A 22,513-nucleotide genomic window follows, 5' to 3' on the forward strand; every position below is an offset into this window, starting at 1 on the left:
CACCTTGGCGTCAGTAGTCCTGCTTCCATTGTAGTTCGACGCCGCCGAAGCCGGACTGTCCACCAGTGGTCGTCTCCAGGTTGAGGTTGGGGTTCAACTCCACCTCGACGGAACCTTTCCACGGCTGCGCCGGATCTGGAGTCCGCTCCAGCTCCAGGTAGACGCGTTCAGTCAGATATTTGCCCACGCCGACGGACACGCCGCTGCCATTATCAGTTTCCTGCGTGTCGACGGATAGCGTGTCCACCCCCAGCAAATCGCGGGTGGTGGCGATGGGGTCAAAGAAACTGCCGCCTTCCCCACGCAGCGTCTGCACCGCCGCCGCTAAACGATACGCCTGAATCGGCGTGATGTTGCGCACTGACTTGCCGAACATAAGCTGCGACAGGATTTCGTCCTCGGGCAATGGCGGATTCGAACTCAGGTTCACCTTCAGCGACGCCAGCGACCCGGACAGCTCTGCACGGTATTCCGTGTCTTTGCTGGTGTATACGCCAACGATAAACATGGTGAAGCTGTCGTTTTCAAACAGCACCTCCCCTTCCTGCAGATCGAACTTCTTGCCAAACACCTCGAAGGTGCCGCGCAAAGTTTCAAAATTGCCGCGATAGGACGCGGATTCCAGCGGCCCTTTGGCGAACACACGGCCTTTCAGTTCCGCCTCCAACCCGCGCCCGCGGAGAAAGGCCTGCTGATTGACAATCAGACGGATATCCAGAGCGACCTTAGGCAAAGGCAGGATGCTCTCATCCTCCAGTACTTCTTTAGCCACCTCACGCACTTCAATCTCCGGAATATCACGGCCCAGCGCCGCATCCAGCATCATCGCGAACGGCAACACTTCCACTTTCCCGCTAAGCAGCAGGTTTTTGAAGTCACCTTCCAGCGTCAGCTTCCCGGACACCGCCCCCTCCATATCGGAGCGACGCAGAATACTGGCGTTGGTGGCGATCAACTGCAGTTCTATCGGTTTGTCGTCACTTTCTTCACCGCCTTTCAACTCATTCCAATCCACATGGCCAAGCAGCTCCAGCTTGCCGGAGCCGCCATCGCTGGCGGAGCTGTCGCTCATGGTCATTTTCCGGCCAGCGAACGCCAGATTGGCCTGAGCGTCTTTGAACAAGGTGCTGGTGATGCGGTTTTCGTAAAAACCATCCTGCAGTTTCAAATCGCCATTTAACAGAGGATCGCCAAGAACGCCCTTGGCGGTCAGGTTCAGATTCAGGTCGCCGGAAAAGCGGTGAATATCAGGGTCCAGCAGGAAGTTGAGCCAACGCGTCTCCAGGTTGCCCGCCACCGCCACGTCCAGCGGAATCTTGCGCACGTCCAGTTCACCCTGCAGTTGGTTGAGGAAATCCAGGTAAGTGCGCGCATTGATATCCAGCTTCACCCTGCCGGTCTGCATATCGTCTTTCTTGATGACCGTCACCAGCGATAAAGTCTCGTCTTCCTGAGTGGCGATATCGGTATGTAACTGCAGCGGGTATTTTTGCTTCCGCCCTTTGTCGTCCTGGCCTTCAATGTCCGTAGCGTAGGCGACATAACCATCTACTCTGGGTTGTTGCAGCGACCCCTGCAGTCGCAAGTCCGTATTCAACACCCCATGCTGCATTTGCCAACCCAAGGCTTGCAGACTCTGCGTGTTCACGCCCGAGCCGTTCAGCGAAACGTCGAACCCGGTTGGCCGCCACCAGCCAGACAGATCGATACGTCCGGCATCGCCCAGGTTTGCGCTCAAGGAAGAAATATCCACACCCTGCGTCCCGCCGCTTCCTTCACCGCTCACCACAAACGGCAAAGTCGAGTAACGCCCCGCTGTGTGCAGCCGACCGCTGACTTTAGGGTCAGTGAATGCGCCTTCCACATGTAAATCTGCATCTACATTACCGCTCAGATCCGGAGGCAGCGCTACATCCGTCAACGCGGCCAGGGAATATGGCAGTTTATGCGCCATCACATTCAGATTAAGCGTACTTTTGGTGATGCTGACCCGCCCGGAGCCTTCCAGCGTGGCCAGCTCGGCCTGGTTTGCAGAGTCGCCCTCAGAAGTTAGCGCACGAGGCAGTTCGGCGCGAAAAGAGCGAAAGTTCAATACATCGGGGGAACCGGACAAGTTCGCACTTACCGCAAAGGCTTGTGATTTGAAGCTGCCCGCCGCCTGCGCTGAGCCGGAGAACTCCGGCTTGGTGAATTTGCCTTTCACCTTGGCGTCGAGGCCAACCAGGGTGGGTCCCAGTTCAGGCGGCAGTTCGACTTCCAGTTTGCTAAGCAGATCCAGCGGGATTTTGCCGCCCTTGGCGCTCAGGTCGAGAAGAGATTTGCTCCAGTCGATCTTGCCTGAAGCCGTCACCCAGGCCTCTCCCGTGTTGACGCGGGCGTCACGTAGCGTGACGGAGTCTATGCCTCCTTTCACGCCGCCCTCCACCGTAAAAGGCAAATCCAGGTAGGACCCGCGGGCCGAGACCCACCCTTCATAGTTGGGAGATACATAGGGGCCGGTCACGGTGACGTCGCTCGCTTCGGCGAACAACTCCAGCCCTTCCGGCGGCGCAATATCCAACAGGCTCAGATAACTTAACGGCGTCTGCGCCCGAGTGACGCGAATATTCAGGGATTCCCCCGCGAGATCCACTGTCCCGCTGGCTTGCGCCTGTAATTGGTCCAGACTGGCGGTCAGGGAGTCAACGACAATTTTTTCTTTGCCGCCACTGCCGCGTACGGAGGCGATCAAAGGCTTGCCGCTAAAGTTGGTGCGCACACTGGCGCTGCCCGACGCTTGCGGGTCATTAAGCGAACCTGTCGCACGTATGCTGGCGCTGGCGTTGCCTGTACTGAAATCTTTGGTCCAGGGGGCCAATACATCCAGCGGAAAGCGATCAATATCCACTTGCGCATCCAGTTCTTCATCCGTCACCCGCCCACGGACTTTTTGCAGACGCTGGTCGACATAAATATCCAGCCCCTCGGTTTGCACCAGAAACGCATCCAGATTCACATCCACTTTTCCTGACGCGTGCAGATGATGGCCGAATAACGGCGCCTTCAATCGTTGCAGGTCGATGCTGTATGTCGGACCAGCCTGCGCGCTGTCTACCGCCTGATCTGAAGGAGCGGACTGGGCCGCAACGGCTTTCAACTCCACATCCAGCGCCTGCCAGGCGGGCATTTTCGCCAGTCCGCCCAACCAGCCGCCGGCGGGCTCATTCAGGGTCGCAGTCAGAGTAAGTCGTTTCTGATCATCCCACTGCGTGGATATCGCGACCTGCGCCGGCTTCTCCGTGAGCGTCCCGGCATTCAACTCCAAAGTAAGGGGAACGTCCGTCCAATACAGCGTGGCGGAGCCATGAATCTTCGCAGCGGGAATATCTTCCATCCCCGGCGCTTTCACTTTCAGACGCAGCAGCGACAATTCATCCAACGCCACCGGCCACATCGCCGTGGTTCCAGACTCCGGCGTTTCCTCTTCTTCCTTGCTGGACTCCGGCAAAGTGTCCACCAGGTTGATGTACAAATCATCCGCCGACAGATTGTCCACGTGCACCCGCTGGGCGAACAGACTGTTGATGTCCACCTGCAGGTCCAAGGCCCGCGCCCGCACCAGTTGCTTCTCGTTAAGATAGACTTCCAGCAATCCGAAGCTCCAGTGCCCAAGATCCGGGCTAACGACGTCTTCGACTTCAATTCGGATGGGCGAACCTTTCAACGCCAGCGGCAGGCCTTTGTCCAGCAGCCAGACGCGCCCGCTTTCACTGCCGACGAAAGTCACCGCCAGCAGCAATATGAATACAATCAGACTCATGATCAGGGAGAAAAAATGAGCCGGCCAACGCACCCACCATTTGCGCAGCATCAGAAGGCCTGCCCTATGCTGATGTACAACTGAAAGTTGTCATCCACCTCATCCCTGGGACTAAGCGGAACGCCAACGTCAAAGCGGATGGGCGCAAAGAAAGTGAAATACCGCACGCCAATTCCCGTTCCCCATTTCAACTCCTCGCCTGGCTGCAGGTTGGCGTCGTCAAAAGCAAAGCCGCCGTCTACGAATAGAACCGCTCCCCAACTCTCGGAAAAACGAAAACGAGTTTCCACGGAGACTTCGTTAAACGAGCTGCCGCCAAACGGATCGTCTCCGGTGATTCGACTCAGTGACTGATATGGATATCCGCGCACAGAACCGCCGCCGCCTACATAGAAGCGCTCATCAGCGGGTATGTCGTCTGTTGACTGTCCGGAAATGGTTCCTGTCGCCGCTCGCAACGCCAAAGTGGGCTCCCAGTAAAAGGTGTCCGCCGTCAGGTACGTGCTGGCGGAAAAAGTGGTTTTCACGAAGCGACGGGAAGTTTCCAAGGTATCAATGTATGGCTGGACGCCTGCCGTAAGAATGAACCCTTTGCGCGGGTCGAGGAGATTGTCTGTCGTGTCCAGCTTCAAGGTGAATGGGAAAGACACCAGACCGAACTCATCGGTCACGCCTTCGTCAGTGACTTCACTGTATTTCAGCTGCGCGCCGATGGAGCCGGACAGGATATCCGTGAACTGGCGTTTGATCGTCAAACTGGTCTGTGCGCTGAGAGAATCGTAGGCGTCCAACTCTTTCTTGGTCAGGTCGCCGTTCAGAACGGCGCTTTGATCATCGCGAAAAAAATTAGGCAGCGTCAGCTCGCCCTCCACCGTGCGACGGACCTGAGACACGCGTCCGCCCACTTCAATCTTCTCGCCTGCGCCGAGAATATTGCGATGTTCCCAGCCGAGAGACAGGCCGAATCCTTCATCCGTGCTGTAACCGATCCCCGCTTTGCGTGTACGGTGGTTACGCTCCTGCAAGTTGAAGGAGGTATTGACGCGTCCGTTCTCCGGCTGGGAGATATTGGTTTCGATACGCGCAATCAGATTGGTTTTGAGCAGATTCAAGCGCGCCTGATCCACGCGGGCGCGGTTGAAGCATTGTCCCGGTTCATACCCCAGCTTTTCGCGTAGATAGTTTTCCTTGACGGAAGTCAGGCCGGTGACGGCGATCTCGCCAAAGTTGACGCTGGGGCTAGGCTCCATGCGATAAGCCACGGTCGCGGAATGATCGGCGTGATTCACTTCCGCCACGTAGCTGAGCTTCACTTCGTAAAAGCAGGCGTTTTCCTGAATATATTTTTTCAGCGCGTCCTGGGTGTCCAGCACATTGGAAGCCACCAACGCGCGCCCCTCACGCAAAGGCCAAGTGGAGGCCCTGGGCATTTTGAACCCATCCGGCACGTCGAAGGTAATCTTTTGCACTTTGTACAAAGGGCCCGGAGTCAAAAGATAGGACACGCCTTTGTCATCTTCCTTAAGACGGTATTCCACCGCCCCCGCGTAATATCCCTGTGAACGCAGCAGACGCTGAATGATGTCTTTTTCGTAGCGGGCGATTTTGACCGGGTTGGTGTACTGCTTGAGCGTGAGGTTCTCATCCCGTTGGCGATCCAGCTCATCCTCCACCAGGGATTTCAGTTTCTCGTTATCCTCCACCAGAACTTCATATTTGAGTTTGTCTGAAAAAAACGGAATGTCGATGGCGTGTGTAAGTCCGGAAACGGCCAGAAATAATGTGAAACTAGCTAAACACCTTATTAAATGCATTAGGTTGAAATGGCTATCCGAAATATAGAGTCAGGTGATGAAATTGCTTCGTCCTATGAGACTCGGCATTTTGCGATAATTTTCGGTGTCCTTCTAGATGAAACCGCAGGAATTACCCGTATTTAATAATGACTGGAGGTGACAACCATGTTTTATCCGCTAACATAGGGCGGATTCACCTGCATTCAGGAACACTCGCAAAAAGCACTTACAATTCAGCAGGATCAGGAAGAACCGGAACTTAGCGATTGCTATCAACGAACGTCGGGCCAACGCCCCATACCCATCGCCAGCATACAACTTTTCCCGGCCGCCCTCCGGCTGGACTCGGACATATACAAGTAATCATAAAGGGAGAACTTCATGGCTAAACGCATGACGATAATGATTGTCGTACTTGCTGTCGTCTTCGGTGGAATTTTCTACTTCCTGGGCTATCTGAAGCCGAAAAAGATGGGCGAGTATTTCGCCAACTTTCAGCCTCCGCCCGTCACCGTTTCCTCGGAGAGCGCCCGTACGGAGAAATGGACGCCCTTTTACAGTTCCATCGGAAACGTCGTCGCCGTACAACAAGTGACGGTCACTTCCGAAGTGGCGGGTGTCATCAAGTCCATGCCGATTGCGTCCGGCGCCAAAGTGGAGGCCGGCGACCTGCTGGTGCAGTTGGACACCGAGGTGGACGTCGCTGAGATCAAAGGGATGCAGGCGTCGGCGGAACTGGCCGAGGCCACGTATAAGCGCGATCAAAAACTACTGGAGCGCAATGTCGCCAGCAGCCTGGATTTCGAGACCAGCCGCGCGCAATTGAAAAATGCGCAGGCACAAGTGGAGAGCCAGCGCGCCCGCATCAACAAGAAGAGTATTCGCGCGCCTTTCAAAGGCACTTTGGGCATCCGCAAAGTCAACCTGGGCGAGTACGTGCAGTCGGGCACACCAATTGTCACTTTGCAGGATTTATCCCGAGTGTACATCAACTTCGCTCTGCCAGAGCAACTGTTCAGTCAGGTGCATAACGATCAGCAGGTCGAAGCCAAAGTGGCGGCGTTCCCGGGCCGCACGTTCAACGGCAAGGTCACGGCTATTGACGCCCGCGTGGATCAGCAAACCCGGAATTTCACTATTCAGGCGACTTTCGAAAATCCTGACCAGGCGCTGCGCCCCGGCATGTTCGCGGAAGTGAAACTGTTGCTGGGCTCCGAACGGGATGTGATTACGGTCCCGTCCACCGCCCTGGAAGCCAAGCTGTACGGTACATCCGTGTTCGTGATCAGCAAAGCGCCCGCGGAAGGACAAGCCGCCACAGAAGACGCGCAGGAAAATCTGATAGTCGAGCGCCGTTATGTTGAAACGGGACTGTCGCAGAACAACTGGACAGAAATCACCAAAGGGCTGGAGCCCGGCGAGTCCGTCGTCACCGCCGGTCAGCTCAAATTGCAGAACGGCTCCCGCGTAAAGATCAACAATAACGTGGAACTGCGCTGATCCGCACCGGTAAACAAGGAGAAGCCTATGCGTTTTACCGATTTATTCATACGCCGCCCGGTGCTGGCGTCCGTCGTCAGCCTGATTATCCTGCTGTTGGGTCTCAACGCCCTGAAGACCCTGCAGGTGAGGCAATATCCGCAATTGGAAAATGCGGTTATCAATATTTCCACTGCTTATCCTGGCGCCAGTTCTGAACTGGTGTCGGGGTTCATCACCTCACCCATTCAACAGGCCGTGGCGAGCGCTGAGGGGATCGACTACCTGACGTCCTCCAGTAACCAGGGGTCCAGTCTGGTGGAAGTGCACCTGAAACTGGGCTTTGACTCCAGCACCGCGATGACGGAGATTCTCTCCAAAGTGGCGGAGGCGCGCCGTCAATTACCGGCGGATGCGGAAGAGCCGGTGATCCAGAAGTCCACCGCCGGCACCACAGCGCTCATGTACGTCAGCTTCTTCAGCCAGGACATGAGCGAAGCGCAGATCACCGACTATCTGAAGCGCGTGGTGCAACCGCAGCTGGAAACCGCCGATGGCGTGGCCAAGGCGGAAATTCTTGGCGGTAAAACTTTCGCCATGCGCGTCTGGTTGAATCCGCAGAAGCTGGCGGCCTTCGACCTGACGCCTCAGGATGTCGCCCGCGCAGTCGGCTCCAACAGCTTTTTGTCCGCCGCCGGCGCCACCAAAGGTCAGTACATCACCGCCAACATCACCGCCGACACGGACTTGCACAGCGTGCAGGAATTCCAGCAGCTGGTGGTGAAACGGGATGATGCGACCCTGGTGCGTCTGCAGGATGTCGCCACTATCGAACTGGATGCGGAAAGCGATGATTCAGCGGTGTACTTCAACGGCAACCGCGCTGTGTTCATGGCCATCACCTCCCTGCCCGCCGCCAACCCACTGGAAGTCATCGACAATATCTACGACCTGATGCCCGCGCTTGAAAAGCAGTTGCCCAGCGCCCTGAACGTCAAAGTGGCTTATGACGCCACCAAGTTCATTCGCGACTCCATCAACGAGGTTATCAAGACAGTTGGCGAAGCCACGGTCATCGTTATTTTCGTCATCTTTCTGTTCCTGGGGTCTTTGCGCGCAGTGATGATTCCGGTGGTGACTATCCCCCTGTCCCTGGTGGGCGTTTGCTTCTTCATGCTGGCTTTGGGGTACTCCATCAACCTGCTGACCCTGCTGGCCATGGTGCTCGCCATCGGCCTGGTGGTGGACGACGCCATCGTGGTGGTGGAAAACATCCACCGCCACATCGATGAAGGCCTGTCGCCGTTCAAGGCCGCTATTATTGGCGCCCGGGAAATCGCCACGCCGGTCATTTCCATGACCCTGACCCTGGCGGCGGTGTATGCGCCGATTGGCTTCCTCGGCGGCCTGACAGGCGGCCTGTTTAAAGAGTTCGCCTTTGCTTTGGCCGGGGCGGTGATCATCTCAGGCGTCATCGCACTGACGCTGTCGCCGATGATGTGCTCCAAGCTGATGACGGAAACCAACAGCAAGATGGCGATCTGGTTGGATGAGGTGTTTGAAAAACTCCGTGGGGCCTACCAGCGCCGTCTGCATAACGCGCTCAATTATCGTCCGGTCACGCTGGTGATGGTGCTGACCATGCTGGTGAGCTGTTTTTACCTGTATCAGCTGTCCAACAAGGAGCTGGCCCGGGACGAGGACCAGGGCATCATCTTCAGTATGTCCACCGCGCCGGTGAGCGCCACCCATGACTACGTGGCCGCTTATACCGATGAAGTCATCAAAACCATCGAGACTTTCGACGAACGGAATGATTATTTCATCGTGCAAGGCGCCGACGGCGCCGCCAACAGCATGTTCTCAGGGATGATTCTGAAGACCTGGGGCGAACGTGAACGCAGTCAGATGGAGCTGGTTCCCATCATGCAGCAGCGCATGGGGGATATCGCCGGTTATCAGTCGGTCTCCTTCAACCTGCCTACCCTGCCCGGCTCCAGCGGTCTGCCTGTGCAGTTCGTCATCACCACGGCGCAGGATTACAAGGTGCTGTACGAGCTGGGTCAGGAACTGCTGGCGGAAGCCCGCAAGAGCGGTAAGTTCTTGTTCGTTAATTCCGATCTGAAGTTCGACAAGCCCACCGCGCATATTGCTATCAACCGCAGCAAGGCGGCGGAGCTGGGCATCAGCATGCAGGATATCGGCGCCGCATTGGCGACCATGTTGAGCGGCGGCTACACCACCCGCTTCAGCGTGGAAGGTCGCAGTTATAAAGTGATTCCACAAGTGCTGCGGGAATACCGCGCCACAGCGGAGCAACTGGATGACTACTACGTGCGCACCGCCTCCGGCGAGTTGATTCCGCTCTCCACTATCGCGGAAGTGTCCAAAGGCGTGGAGCCCAATAAACGCGGGCAGTTCCAGCAGTTGAACTCCATGGTGGTGGAAGGCGTGATGACGCCAGGGATCAGCCTGGGCGAAGCATTAGACTTCCTGGACCAGAAGGCGCAGACCATCTTCCCGCAGGGGTATGGATATGAGTACGCCGGACAGTCCCGCCAGTACAAGCAGGAAGGCAGCGCGCTAATCTTCACCTTCTTCTTCGCCTTGTTGATGATCTATCTGGTGCTGGCGGCGCAGTTTGAGAGCTTCCGCGATCCTTTCATCATTCTGGTGAGCGTGCCGATGTCGTTACTGGGGGCGTTGATTCCCATCGCCTTTGGCGTGACGTCGGTGAACATCTACACCCAGATCGGCTTGGTGACCTTGATCGGTCTGATCACCAAACACGGCATCTTGATTGTGGAGTTCGCTAACCAACTGCAGGTCGAACAGGGGCTGAGCAAACGCGAGGCTATCGAACAGGCCGCAGGCATTCGTCTGCGGGCAATCCTGATGACCACCGCCGCGATGGTGGTCGGCGTCTTGCCTCTGCTGTTCGCCAGCGGCGCCGGCGCCGTCAGTCGTTTCGATATCGGTCTGGTGATCGCATCCGGACTCTCCATTGGCACGATCTTCACACTGTTCGTAGTGCCCACTATGTACATGATCCTGGGCACAGACCACAGTCAGGTCGAAAAACAGGAAGACGTAGACGGCGAACTGTCCCACGCCTGAGCTTCCCATCTTAGTCTCCGGCGCCCGCCAGCGCCGGAGCGCCATTGAAAAAAGCTATTATCGGGCGGCGCCGGCTTGCCTGATAATGGCTTTTCTGATTTATTCCCCTAACGCCATCCGCTTGATCATCGCCTTCAGGACGACATTTGTATGACCGACTATTCCGTACTTCTGGTGTTTCTCTCCACCTGCCTGTTTGTGTCCGCCACGCCGGGCATGTGTATGACGCTGGCGTTGACGATGGGGTTGAGCATTGGTCTGAAGCGCACGTTCTGGATGATGTGGGGCGAGTTGATCGGCGTCGGCATTGTCTCCATCGCCTCTGTCATAGGCGTCGCCACCCTGATGCTGCAGTACCCGCAAGTGTTCGCCGTGCTTAAGTACGTCGGGGGCGCTTACCTCGCCTATCTTGGGGTACAAATGTGGTTGTCCCGGGGCAAAATGGCCATTCCAGAGAAGACGGAGGACACCCGCGTCGCCAGCCCCACAGAGCTGGCCACCCAAGGCTTTGTGACAGCGATTTCCAACCCCAAGGGCTGGGCGTTCATGGTGTCATTGTTGCCGCCCTTTATTTCGACAGACGCCCCAATGGCGCCGCAATTGGCGACCTTGGTGTCAATCTTGTTGATCGTGGAATTTTTCTGTCTGGTGTTATATGCCAGCGGCGGCCGCACACTGCGTCATTTCCTGTTGCAAGGCGATAACGTACGCTTGTTGAACCGCATCGCCGGAACCCTGATGATCGGCGTCGGGGCCTGGCTGGCGTTTTTCTGACGTCGATCTTCTGACCTCAGGAGGTTTGCGGCGTAACGGGAATTTTATAGCTCAGCGCCGCCGCCAGATCCCGTTTGGAGACTTCCCAGTACGCAGCGACAGAGGAAGCCAGCTCCAGCATTTTATGTACGGGCGCAGGCAGGTCGTTGAGATCGCCGGTGTCCAGCAAGTTTTTCATTTCATGCCCCAGCTCTGTATCGCCGAGAATCACAATCCGCCGTTGAAAAAACAGCGTATCCGGGTCCATCTTGCGTCCTGCAATCATGGCGAAGGCGGCGGAGTCGCCTCGGATTTCCGTATCCACCGTTTCCGTTCGCGCCACTCTGATGGAGCGATCCGCCCCCAGACTCAGACTCCAGCTCAACTCCAAATCCACCACCGTTACTTTGACCCAGCGATGAATAAGGGAATCGAACTCTCCTTCTCTGATCGCTTCGCCGAAACCGTCCTGCAACAGCTTTCGTATCAGCGCCGCCTGTAGCGGAAACGGCGTGCGCGTCAACGGATGCAGAAGATAGCGTCCCGGCCGTCGCACTACCTCTGTCAACGCCGGCAGCGCGGCAGCGAACTCTTTGGATAATTGCAGCGGGCTTTTCAACATGAACATCAGTCTCCCTTGTCGCAGCGTTTAGTCGCCGTTATTAAATAGACTCGGGACCTGGGGCATATTGATTTCCATCAAATCCCCGGCACAGCGCTTTTGCTACCTTACCTATATTTGCCGCCCCTGGGAGTATGCAATGGAGCTGGTTTGTCCGGCGGGAAGTCCTCCCGCTCTTCGCGCCGCCGTGGATAACGGCGCCGACGCTGTTTACATCGGATTCAAAGACGATACGAACGCCCGCCATTTCGCCGGGCTGAATTTTGACGACGCCAAGGCCCAACAAGCGCTGGCATACGCGCGCGACCACGGCGTGAAGCTCTTTGTCGCCATCAACACCTATGCTCAATCACAAGGCTGGGAACGTTGGCGCAGCGCGGTGGATAAAGTCGCCGGATTGCAGGCGGACGCGCTGATCGCCGCCGATATCGGAATCATGGATTACGCCGCCCGCCAGTATCCCCAGCTTAACCTGCATCTCTCCGTACAGGGCTCCGCCACCAACTATGAAGCGCTGCGTTTCTATCACAGTCGTTTCAATATCAAACGAGCGGTCCTGCCCAGAGTATTGTCCTTGCCGCAGGTGCGGCAGGTGGCGTCGCACAGCCCGGTTGATCTGGAAGTCTTCGCTTTCGGCAGTCTGTGCATCATGGCGGAGGGGCGCTGCTACATGTCGTCCTACATGACCGGCGAATCTCCCAACAACAGCGGCGCCTGTTCGCCCGCAAAATTCGTGAAGTGGGAGCAGAAAGACGGACGCCTGGAGTCCCGCCTTAACGGCTCCCTTATTGATCGCTTCGAAGCGGACGAGAACGCCGGTTATCCCACGTTATGCAAAGGACGCTTCGACGCCGGCGACAGCCATGCTTTTCACGTTTTTGAGGAACCGACCAGCCTGAATACTCTCGACCTCATTCCAGAACTCGCCGCGACCGGCGTCAAGGCGGTGAAGATAGAAGGCCGGCAGCGCAGCCCTTCTTACGTCGCACAAGTCGTGTCCACCTGGCGTCAGGCCCTGGACTGCTTCCAACGCGAGCCTGCGGCGTTCCGCTGTCAGCAAGATTGGCTGGAGGCGTTACAGGCGCTGTCTGAGGGCGCGCAGACCACATTGGGCGCTTATTCGCGTCCCTGGCAGTAAATCAGCGGGCGTTATCCCACATCGCAAATGTCCGACTCATCACTAGAAGGCGCAGTACTATGAAAATCTCTCTGGGTCCCCTGCCTTATTTCTGGCCGAAAGAAATGGTCGTTCAATTCTATTCCCAAGTCGCCGCCGCGCCGGTCGATATTGTTTATCTGGGAGAAACCGTCTGCTCCAAACGCAGGGAGATGAACTTGCACGATTGGCTGGACATCGCTGACACATTGCTCGATGCGGGAAAAGAGGTGGCGCTTTCCACCCTGGCGTTAATAGAAGCCGAGTCGGAACTAAAGTCCCTGCGCGCCATCTGCAAGGCGGCCAATGCAAACGAGCGTCTGAGCGTGGAAGCCAATGACATGGCCGCGGCGCACCTGATGTCGGAAGCAGGCAAGCCTTTCATCGCCGGCCCTTACCTGAACCTTTACAACGCACCGGCGCTGGAAATCATGCGACAAGCAGGCGCTAAACGCTGGGCGCCGCCGGTGGAAATCAGCCGCCACGCGCTGGAAGGAATTGTTGGGGGGCTCACCGCGCCTATTGAAACCGAGTTATTCGCTTACGGTCATCTCCCCCTTGCGCTCTCCGCCCGTTGCTTCACCGCAAGATCAGAGGGATTGCCCAAAGACGACTGTCGTTTCGTCTGCAAGAAATACCCGCAAGGCATTGCGACACGGAGCCAGGAAGGCGAAACCTTATTCAACCTCAACGGCATTCAGACGCAGTCCGGCAAGTGTTACCACCTGCTGAATCAATGGCGCGATCTGCAACATGCCGGCGTGAATGTAATCAGACTGAGCCCCGAATCGCCGGATACCCTGCAGGTCGCAGAAAGCTTGGCGTTGGCGCTCAAAGAAGAACAGGATCTGGTCCTGCCTTACCAGCTCAGCCATAGCAACGGCTACTGGAGCCGTATCCCAGGCATGGAGCTGGCGGCGGGACCTCAGGAAACGCCTCATCTCTCCTGAGGCTTATTTCTGAGATAAAACCAAGCTTAAAAATATCCCTGCATGATTTTATCGACGTCGATCTTTTTCAGGCCCTCGCTGAACACCTTGGCGAGCTCTTCCCCACGAGGGCCTTTTTTGAAGCAGATATAGAGCTTCTTGTCTTCCAATAGCGTCGGGTTAAACTCAATCGCCCCAGCGGCGGATTTAAGGCTCGCCTCGGTGGATAACAGATATTTCATGACGTTTTTGTCAATGACCGCCAAATCAATGCGATCTGAGACCAGTTTCATCAGGTTCTTCACGTCATCTCCCGCCTCACTGGCGTTTAATTTCTTGTTGGCCACCATATCGTCGAATTCCGCCGTGTTCACATAACCGCTCACCACGCCGATACGATACTTGGCGAGGTCCGGCAGCGTCGACCAGTCAATCTGATGATTTTTGCGTTGCGCGAAACCCAGAGGGCCTGAGCCCATCGGCTCAGACAGGATAAAGTCGTCTTCTAGCTCTTTGGCGTAATATTCAGGAAAGTAGCCGTCATAAGCCGGATCGTTCTTGGCCAGCGCCACAGCGCGCTTCCAGGGATAGAATTTCACTTCCAGATTGTAACCCATAGCGGCGAACGCCTCTTTCGCCACCGCAGCGCTGGCGCCCTGGTTGGCCAGGCTTTCCGAGGTATAGGGCGGCCAGTCTAGCGAAGTCAATTGCACGTTCTTACCTTCAGCGCCCACTTCAAAACCTACAGCAGCGATAAAGACAGTCAAAACAGATAGAATAAGGCGCTTCATTAAAGCCTCCTAATTGTGTTGTTCACAGGCGTCATTTCGTCACTTCTGGCTAAAGTATAGACATTAAGTCTTAGACCGGAATTGACGTTGGCCAAGCAATCCACTTTAATCGCGGGGTTGGAGAGGGTCATACGTTAAACGTTGCCAGAAAAGTCACTTTTCCCGCGATTTTCGCGGAGTCACAGAGTCAGGGTCATACACATTGAGCAAACCGCCCATTCTTACGCTTGCCGACATCACCAAACGTTTTGATACGCAAGAAGTGCTGTCGGGCTTCAACTTGAGCATTGAAGACGGAGAATTCTTTACGATTTTGGGGCCGTCAGGCTGCGGCAAAACCACCGTGCTGCGCCTGATCGCCGGATTTGAGGGCGCCGATGAAGGGCGCATCATGCTGAACGGGCAGGATGTTTCCAAGCTGTCTGCGGAAAAGCGGCCAGTGAATACGGTGTTTCAGAGTTACGCCCTGTTCCCCCATATGACCGTTTTCGACAATGTGGCCTTCGGTCTGAAAATGGCTAAAGTCAGCAAACCGGAAATCGCCGAGCGCGTAAAAGAAGCGTTAGCCACGGTACGCCTGTCTGATTTCGCCACACGCAAACCCCATCAGCTGTCTGGCGGCCAGAAGCAGCGCGTCGCCATCGCCAGAGCCGTAGTGAATCGCCCCAAAGTGTTGCTGCTGGATGAATCTCTCAGCGCCCTGGATTACAAACTGCGCCAACAAATGCAGATGGAGCTGAAGCAGCTACAGCGCAAGCTGGGCATCACCTTTATCTACGTCACCCACGATCAGGAAGAAGCCCTGTCCATGTCCGACCGCGTTCTGGTCATGCACAATGGCCAAGCGCAACAGGTAGGGACGCCTCGTGAAATATACGAGTGTCCGAATAATCTGTTCGTCGCCAGTTTTATCGGGGAGATCAACGTATTCAACGCGGAAATCCTGGAAAGCCTGGACGATTACCGCTACCTCGCCGCGATGGACGGCTTCAAGCGGGAGATTCACGCAGACCGCCGCTTCGAAGCAGGCGACAAGGTACATGTATTGCTGCGTCCGGAAGACCTGAGGATTGAATACCTGGAAGATGCGCCAGATCGCCCAGGCTTTTCCGGTCAGGTGCTGGAGCGCAATTACACCGGACAGACCCTGGACTCACAGATTCAGTTACAGTCAGGCCAAACCATCATGGCAAGTGAGTTCTTTGATGAGGACGACCCTGACTTCGACTACAGCATCAATCAGAAAGTCTGGGTCGATTGGGTGCATGGCTGGGAACACGTGATCAAAGCGGAGTCCTGACGTGAGCCAATCGCCCTTTCGCCGTTTCATCATCATTTTGACGCTGGCGTGGCTGGCGTTGTTCGTTCTGGCGCCCCACTTTCTGGTGGTGCTGACCAGCGTGATGACGCCAGACTCCGAGCACCTGGCGGTCTGGCCGATGACGCTGGACGCCTACGCCCGTATTTGGGAGCCCCTGTACGCCGACGTTTTCTGGCAGAGTCTGGCGCTGTCCGCCAAGGCCACGCTGATCTGTCTGTTGCTCGGCTACCCGTTCGCCTACATTGTCGCCAAAATGTCCCCAGCCTGGCGCGCCTTCATGATGTTCCTGATGATCATCCCCTTTTGGACCAACAGTCTGATCCGCACTTACGCCATCAAGCTTCTGCTTGGCAATAAGGGGCTGTTCAACTGGGTGCTGGAGGCCATTGGCGTCATCGATGCGCCCATTCAGATGATCTACACCGAGTTTGCGGTGGTGTTCGGCCTGACTTACATTCTGCTGCCCTTTATGGCGCTGCCGTTGATCTCCAGTTTCGACAAACTGGATAAAGATTTAATCGAGGCTGGCCATGATCTGGGCGCGGGATTCTGGCAGCGCTTCTATCATATCGTGCTGCCGCTTACGATGCCGGGCGTGGTCGCCGGTTGCCTGATCGTCTTTCTGCCGGCCATGGGCATGTTCTATGTCGCGGATCTGCTGGGCGGCGCCAAGAACCTGCTGTTGGGCAATATCATCAAGAATCAATTCCTGGTGGTGCGGGACTGGCCGTTCGGCTCCGCCTTCAGCGTCACGCTGATTGTCATCATGGGGCTGATGCTATGGCTGTATTACGCCGCCAACAAGAAAGTGCAGCGCATGGGAGGACTCGATGACCAGAATCTTTAAAACCGGTTTTCTGGGCCTGATCTTCCTGTACCTGTATCTGCCCATACTGGTGCTGGTGGTCAACTCGTTCAATGAATCCAAGTACGGCTATGACTGGAAAGGCTTCTCCTGGCGCTGGTATGAAAAACTGTGGAATAACGATGCGTTGATGAACGCCTTCGGCAATTCACTGCTGATCGCCTGCCTGTCGGCGACAGCGGCGACAGTCATTGGGGCGTTGATGGCGCTGGCGATCTATCGTTATAAATTTCCGCTCAAGAAGACCGCCGGCAGTTTGCTGTTCGTGGTGATGATGTCGCCGGACATCGTATTGGCGATCACCTTTCTGGTTATTTTTATCGCGCTGGGAATTCAACTGGGGTTCTGGTCCTTGTTGATCGCCCACATCACGTTCTGTCTGCCTTTCGTAGTGATTACCGTATACGCCCAATTGAAAGGGTTTGACGATAATTTACTGGAAGCGGCGCAGGATTTAGGCGCCAGTGAAAGCCGCATCTTTCGCCTGATCATTTTACCGATTATCCTGCCCGCCATTATTTCCGGCTGGCTGCTGAGTTTCACTCTGTCTTTGGACGATGTCATTATCAGCTCATTCGTAACCGGACCCGGCTTTGAGATTCTGCCTATTCGGGTTTTCTCAATGGTGAAAGTGGGCATCTCGCCCGAGGTGAATGTGTTGGCCACAGTATTGCTAATTATTTCTTTAACTCTTGTCACGGTGGTGACGCTACTTATGAAAAGGAAAACCGAAGCATGAAAAAAACCTCCTTTGTAACTGGCTTCCTCTTCGCGGCAGGCTTCCTGTTCGCCGCTATCGGCACAGCCCGGGCGGCGGAAAAAGTAGTCGTGTACAACTGGACGGAATACATACCTGAAGGCGTGCTGGATGAGTTCACCGCCAAGACCGGCATCGAAGTGGAGTACGCCACTTACGAGAGCAACGAAGTCATGTACGCCAAAGTCCAACTACAACAGGGTAAAGGCTACGACGTTGTCGTGCCTTCTGGTTACTACATCTCTAAAATGCGCAAAGAAGGTTTGCTGGCGCCAATCGATAAGTCCAAGCTTTCCAACTTCAAGCACCTGGACCCGAACCTGCTGAACAAACCCTATGATCCGGATAACCAGTACAGTATCCCTTACACTTGGGGGAGCACGGGCATTGGCATTAACGCGGAAGCGATCGATCCCAAGAGCATCACCTCCTGGAAAGACCTGTGGGATCCCAAATGGAAAGGCGGCCTGCTGCTGACGGACGATGTTCGCGAAGTGTTCCACATGGCGTTGAAAATCAACGGCCACTCCGGCAACTCTACTGATCCTGCGGAAATCAAACAGGCTTACGAACTGCTGAAAACCCTGATGCCCAATGTATTGGTATACAACTCAGACGCGCCCCGTGAGCCTTATATGGCCGGCGACGTCAACCTGGGCATGATCTGGAACGGTGAAGTAATCCAGGCGCAACAGGAGAACCCGGACATTCAGTATATCTATCCCAAAGAAGGCGCTGCATTCTGGGTTGACAGCTTCGCTATTCCCGCTGGCGCGGAGAACAAGGAAAATGCGCTCAAGTTTATCGATTTCATGCTGCAGCCGGAAATCGCCAAGCGTTGCGTGGAGTTTATCGGCTATGCCACTCCCAACAAGTCAGCGCTGAGCCTGTTGGATGAAAAGCTGCGTAACAATCAAACCATCTTCCCACCCGCCGAAGTCATCCAGAAAGGCGACTTCCAGCAGGACGTAGGCGAAGCCATGGAAATTTATAACGATTACTGGCAGAAGCTGAAAACCGGCAACTGATCCTGGTCCACAAGCAGGCCGGAGAGTTATTCCGGCTTGCTCGCCTCCTCTCCGCTATCCTTTCCCCATTTACGTTCGCCCTCGTTACGACGACATAGACTCGCCTGACGTTCGCTGGGCTGAAACCCTAACGACTCATAGATTCGCGCAGCGTGATAGTTCTCATCCGCCACCATGACCAGTATATCCGCCCGATCAAACCCCGCTTTCGCAATGGCATACACCAACGCGTGGCAAATTCCCCGGCTTCGATGGGAGGACTTGGTGAGCACATTCTGAAATCGGCCGATACGCTCATCAAAAAAGAGACCAACGCTGCCCACCAACTCTCCCTGTTGAAACGCGCCGAACCAATTACCTCTTCCTGCGACGATCATGCTGCGGTACATATCCCGAACGCCTTGAAGGAAGGCGACATACTCCTCCATCGGCTGATCGACATCCCGCTCCTGCAACTCAAGTTCATACCAGGCGCGCCAATCCTTCTCCGACTGCAGCATTCGCACATTAACCTCGGCGTTAATTTTTTGCGGCTCTGACAAGGCTGATTGCTTTGCAGTGAGGACCGCACATTCCATGTACTCATAACCTCGCTGCATAAAACCGCTCATATCCGCCCCATCCTCTTCATCGCTGACGCGCCATTGAAACGCAAAATGTTTAATACGCGGCGGCGCGCCAACATAACGCGCAAAATCCAACTCCAGATCAGTCCACTGATCGGCCCGCGGCGGCGTCTTCAACAACAGATAATTGCCGAAGTAATAATTTGGATTGCTCGGCGTGGTAATCACAACATACCGGCCCACATCCTCAACCACACCGGAATACCGGCTGAACATCAAATCAGTCTGTAATCCCAGGCTTGGCATGGGGGCTCCTTTATTACTTCTACTCAAATTACTGGGCGATGGTAATTCCTGCTCAGCAGGCTGACGTTAATACGACTACACTTGGTTTCTAAAATTTAGTTAATATTTTGAGAAAAAGCTTATAAACTAGTGCGCTGGCTTAACCAGTAGTATGTTGGAGCTCCATCGAACGGAATCGTCCTTTTCGTAGCATTCCCACCAATGCAGTAGCCCCATACCCCCTGATAAATAGTGTTTTCCCCAACAAGATTAGTCTGATCACTGGAGTTTTGAGTGTTTTTTCGCTGTTTTACACACGTTATTTATGCAGCCTGCGCTTTGACTTTATCTGTTAACGCATACGCTGAAGAAATTACCCCATTGCTTCCCAAAGAGTGCGAGCAACCAAAACAATACTCTTATCTAGAGCTAGACAATGGACTGAAAGTGCTGACAATTTCAGATCCATCAGTAAGCAAAGCCAGTATATCTCTTGAAGCCTCCGTAGGAACTCAGCAAGACCCTCAGGATATATTGGGTATGGCGCACTTCCTGGAGCATATGCTTTTTCTTGGCTCAGAGAAGTATCCGGATGCAGACGCCTTACAGACTTATCTGGCGCAGCATGGAGGTTCAACCAACGCCTCCACCGATTATAACGCCACCAATTATCACTTTGATGTTGAGCCCCAGCATCTGGAAGGCGCCCTGGACCTGTTCGCCGACGCCATGTCGGCTCCCAAACTGGATTCAACCTACGTAGGAAGAGAAAGGAACGCAATCCAGGCGGAGTACCAGTATAGAAAGGACATGGTTTATTGGCGCCTGACCGATGCAGCATCAGAGGCATTCGCGACCAACCACCCCATTACGCGTTTTGGAATGGGTAATGCGAAATCTTTCGAAGCTTTCAGCGACCAAGAGCTCGCTGATCGGGTGAGGGCTTGGTGGACGACGCACTATAGTGCAGAAAAAATGTCTTTGGTAATTAGCGCTCCACAACCTAACGAAGTATTGGAATCTCTGGCCAAAGAAAAGTTTAAGCGCCTGCCTGTGCGTCAGAAGGTAGTTCCGCCAAACCAAGAGCCTCTTAAATTGAGCCGTATTCCTTCTTTGGTGAAGACCAAGTTCAATGACCTGGAAAGGTACATGATTCTTTACTTCCCAATATCTGATATCCGGGAAGAGTATAAGGCGGCGCCAGAAGAGTTCATCCGCTTTTTACTTGAGCAACAAGTTCCTCAGACGCTATCCAGCAACCTGAGGGGTTACAGCTACGCTCAAGGCGTAAGCGTCCGGTTCAACACCGACGACCCAGGCGCCTCACGAATTGAAATATATATAAACCTTCATTACAAAGGGGGCGAACAATACTGGGACGTTATCAGGCGTCTGATGGCGTATGTCGACATTCTAAAGAAAGAGCCGCTGGAAGAATGGAGATTTAATGAATTTCAAAAAGCCCGAGGTTTGCAATGGTGCTACTTTAACGATTTCAATATCGCTAATGCCGCTCATAATTTAAACCTTTATGGCCCAAACTACGCTGCGGCCAAAGGATATGTCGCGGAAGAGTTCAACCCCTCGCTTTATCAAAAGATTCTTGAAGCCATTCGTCCCGATAACATGATGGCGATCGTCACCCACCCCGACTTCGTTCTATCCAAAGAATCCAAGTGGTTCAGCACTCCCTATTCGGTAAGCATGCTTTCAACTTCAGAGCAAAAGCATTACTTACCCAAGGAGAGCTATTACATGGCTCGCCCCCCCGCGAATCCTTTTCTGCCGAAAGGACAAGTGCAGATCAGCGGCGATATAGCCGCCTCGCCCGAGCTACTGAGCACACATCCAAACATTAAGGCTTGGTACGGCAAAGATACCAAGGCAGGCAGTCCATTAGCTTACTACTTTGTATTGCTGCGCTCCCCAGAAATGGACGAAGACCGAAGAAATGCAGCGCTTACGCAACTTTTCTGGAATCTACTGAGAAAGAAACTTGAACATCAAACGCTTATTGCTGAAGAAGTAAACACTAACTTAAGTATCGAAAGGCAAAAAAATGGAATAGCGCTGCACTTCCATGGCTATCCTGAAAGCGTAGAACTCCTGCTTTCGCAAACATTGGAAGAAATAAAAACTTTTAGGGTGAAGGAGCGCCGCTATGAAGGATACAGATACGGATGGTTGGAGTTTTTGAAAAAATATACAGAGGAGGCCCACCCATTAACTGTTGCTCAAGAAACAGCGGACAGTGTTATCAATAGTCCAAGCTATAGTCGCTCTGACCTCGCAATGGGCATGCAAGGCGCCTCCTATTCAAGAATGATCAACCTTCTTGAGGACTTCAAGGACAACTTACATGTTACTTCACTTGCTTACGGCAACGTTGAGCAACCTCAAGCAGAGACATGGAATAAAATGGTGGCCGACGCAATCATTAATAAAAAAAGTACGCCAAGAATAAAGGAGTATGTAATGCGTATGCCAAAAGGCGTCACTCGGGTATTTGAAGAGTCAGAATTTACAGACTCCGTTTCCCTTGTCTACGTACAGGGGGCCTCTGCAAGCTATGAGGAGCGCGCTCATTTTGAGCTATTGGAGAAAATGCTATCTGAATCCTTCTTTAAAGAGCTGCGGACAGAGAAACAACTAGGGTACGTAGTTCATGCGACATCAAACAACTACCTCAACATTCCTGGTATGAAGTTTAAAATGCAATCGCCGGTTTCAGGTCCTGACAAGCTGGAGAAAGAAACATTAAACTTTATGAAAGACTTCCTTGTAATACTAACCGGCATGCAGGAAAAAGACTTCAACATCTTTAAAAGCACCCTAATTACAGAGTTAAATGCAGACAAAGAACTGGAAAACAAAGCCTACGCATATTGGAAAGAGGTCAAGAACGGTAGTTTGCACTTTGACTCACACAAGCGTATGGCTGAAGCAGCGAAAAACATTAACAAAGACAGTTTCATAAGCTGGTATGAGCAACGCTTTATAAGCTCAGAAAGTCGTTTGTTATCGATTCTCGTGGAAGGAGACTCTCACGACATTAACTCTAAATGGATGTCTCAGGTTTCCAATACAAAACTAAGTTCACTTGAGAAGTTCCAAAACGCAAATCAAAAGTGGGTATTGGAGTCTCCACAGACTGAAAGCGTTGAAATGATGCTTAGCAAGCAGTAAGCCAATCATGGCCATAGGTGACACTACCTATGGCCTCTTGACCCTGTAAATAATTCTGTGTAT

At 54.2% G+C, this 22,513-nt stretch carries 15 protein-coding genes; 10 read left to right on the forward strand and 5 right to left on the reverse strand.

Annotated elements, in window-relative coordinates; genetic code table 11:
- Positions 1–10: 10 nt before the first annotated feature.
- Together O5O45_RS15900 and O5O45_RS15905 are read right to left on the reverse strand one after the other, a co-directional pair.
- Positions 11–3,850, reverse strand: a complete 3,840-nt coding sequence (locus tag O5O45_RS15900) for a translocation/assembly module TamB domain-containing protein (protein WP_305900376.1) — start codon at positions 3,848–3,850, stop codon at positions 11–13.
- The gene (locus tag O5O45_RS15905; protein WP_305900377.1) at positions 3,850–5,502 is read right to left on the reverse strand and encodes an autotransporter assembly complex protein TamA; all 1,653 of its coding nucleotides are present in this window, start codon (positions 5,500–5,502) and stop codon (positions 3,850–3,852) included. Before O5O45_RS15905 ends, O5O45_RS15900 begins: the two co-directional genes overlap by 1 nt.
- A 474-nt stretch (positions 5,503–5,976) precedes the next feature.
- On the opposite strand from O5O45_RS15905, the gene O5O45_RS15910 reads away from it, so the two are divergent.
- The 3 genes from O5O45_RS15910 (at position 5,977) to O5O45_RS15920 (ending at position 10,965) form a co-directional block, all read left to right on the forward strand.
- Complete coding sequence (locus tag O5O45_RS15910; RefSeq protein WP_305900378.1) at positions 5,977–7,095, forward strand: efflux RND transporter periplasmic adaptor subunit; 1,119 nt, start codon at positions 5,977–5,979, stop codon at positions 7,093–7,095.
- Positions 7,096–7,122: 27 nt separating this feature from the next.
- A complete protein-coding gene (locus O5O45_RS15915; RefSeq protein ID WP_305900379.1) occupies positions 7,123–10,191 on the forward strand; it encodes an efflux RND transporter permease subunit in 3,069 nt (1,022 codons plus the stop codon).
- Positions 10,192–10,341: 150 nt separating this feature from the next.
- The gene (locus tag O5O45_RS15920; protein ID WP_305900380.1) at positions 10,342–10,965 is read left to right on the forward strand and encodes a LysE family translocator; all 624 of its coding nucleotides are present in this window, start codon (positions 10,342–10,344) and stop codon (positions 10,963–10,965) included.
- Positions 10,966–10,981: 16 nt separating this feature from the next.
- On the opposite strand, the gene ubiT is transcribed toward O5O45_RS15920, so the two are convergent.
- On the reverse strand, positions 10,982–11,566 hold the full coding sequence (ubiT, locus tag O5O45_RS15925) for a ubiquinone anaerobic biosynthesis accessory factor UbiT (protein ID WP_305900381.1): 585 nt from the start codon (positions 11,564–11,566) through the stop codon (positions 10,982–10,984).
- A gap of 139 nt (positions 11,567–11,705) precedes the next feature.
- Here ubiT and ubiU point away from each other — a divergent pair, with 139 nt between their 5' ends.
- Positions 11,706–12,704: a ubiquinone anaerobic biosynthesis protein UbiU gene (ubiU, locus tag O5O45_RS15930; protein WP_305900382.1), complete on the forward strand. Its 999-nt coding sequence runs from the start codon at positions 11,706–11,708 to the stop codon at positions 12,702–12,704.
- Positions 12,705–12,763: 59 nt separating this feature from the next.
- A complete protein-coding gene (locus O5O45_RS15935; protein WP_305900383.1) occupies positions 12,764–13,672 on the forward strand; it encodes a U32 family peptidase in 909 nt (302 codons plus the stop codon).
- 26 nt (positions 13,673–13,698) lie between these two features.
- Here the strand turns inward: O5O45_RS15935 and O5O45_RS15940 are convergent, their stop codons facing one another.
- On the reverse strand, positions 13,699–14,442 hold the full coding sequence (locus O5O45_RS15940; RefSeq protein WP_305900384.1) for a substrate-binding periplasmic protein: 744 nt from the start codon (positions 14,440–14,442) through the stop codon (positions 13,699–13,701).
- 202 nt (positions 14,443–14,644) lie between these two features.
- Here O5O45_RS15940 and potA point away from each other — a divergent pair, with 202 nt between their 5' ends.
- The 4 genes from potA to O5O45_RS15960 are packed head-to-tail and all read left to right on the forward strand — an operon-like array spanning position 14,645 to position 18,413.
- Complete coding sequence (gene potA, locus O5O45_RS15945) at positions 14,645–15,742, forward strand: spermidine/putrescine ABC transporter ATP-binding protein PotA (RefSeq protein WP_305900385.1); 1,098 nt, start codon at positions 14,645–14,647, stop codon at positions 15,740–15,742.
- A gap of 1 nt (position 15,743) precedes the next feature.
- Entirely contained in the window at positions 15,744–16,610 is an 867-nt protein-coding gene (gene potB, locus O5O45_RS15950; protein WP_305900386.1) for a spermidine/putrescine ABC transporter permease PotB, read from the forward strand.
- Positions 16,594–17,367 (forward strand): spermidine/putrescine ABC transporter permease PotC, encoded by a 774-nt coding sequence (gene potC / locus O5O45_RS15955; RefSeq protein WP_305900387.1) that lies wholly within the window; start codon positions 16,594–16,596, stop codon positions 17,365–17,367. The genes potB and potC overlap by 17 nt, the downstream gene beginning before the upstream one ends.
- Positions 17,364–18,413: an extracellular solute-binding protein gene (locus tag O5O45_RS15960; protein WP_305900388.1), complete on the forward strand. Its 1,050-nt coding sequence runs from the start codon at positions 17,364–17,366 to the stop codon at positions 18,411–18,413. Before potC ends, O5O45_RS15960 begins: the two co-directional genes overlap by 4 nt.
- Positions 18,414–18,439: 26 nt before the next feature.
- Here O5O45_RS15960 and O5O45_RS15965 read toward each other — a convergent pair whose 3' ends face one another.
- Positions 18,440–19,285, reverse strand: coding sequence for a GNAT family N-acetyltransferase (locus tag O5O45_RS15965; RefSeq protein ID WP_305900389.1), 846 nt, complete (start codon positions 19,283–19,285; stop codon positions 18,440–18,442).
- A 273-nt stretch (positions 19,286–19,558) separates the two neighbouring features.
- Between O5O45_RS15965 and O5O45_RS15970 the strand changes: the two genes are divergently transcribed.
- Complete coding sequence (locus O5O45_RS15970) at positions 19,559–22,450, forward strand: insulinase family protein (protein ID WP_305900390.1); 2,892 nt, start codon at positions 19,559–19,561, stop codon at positions 22,448–22,450.
- Positions 22,451–22,513 lie beyond the last annotated feature (63 nt).

This window comes from Hahella sp. HNIBRBA332 (genome assembly GCF_030719035.1).
Taxonomy (GTDB): domain Bacteria; phylum Pseudomonadota; class Gammaproteobacteria; order Pseudomonadales; family Oleiphilaceae; genus Hahella.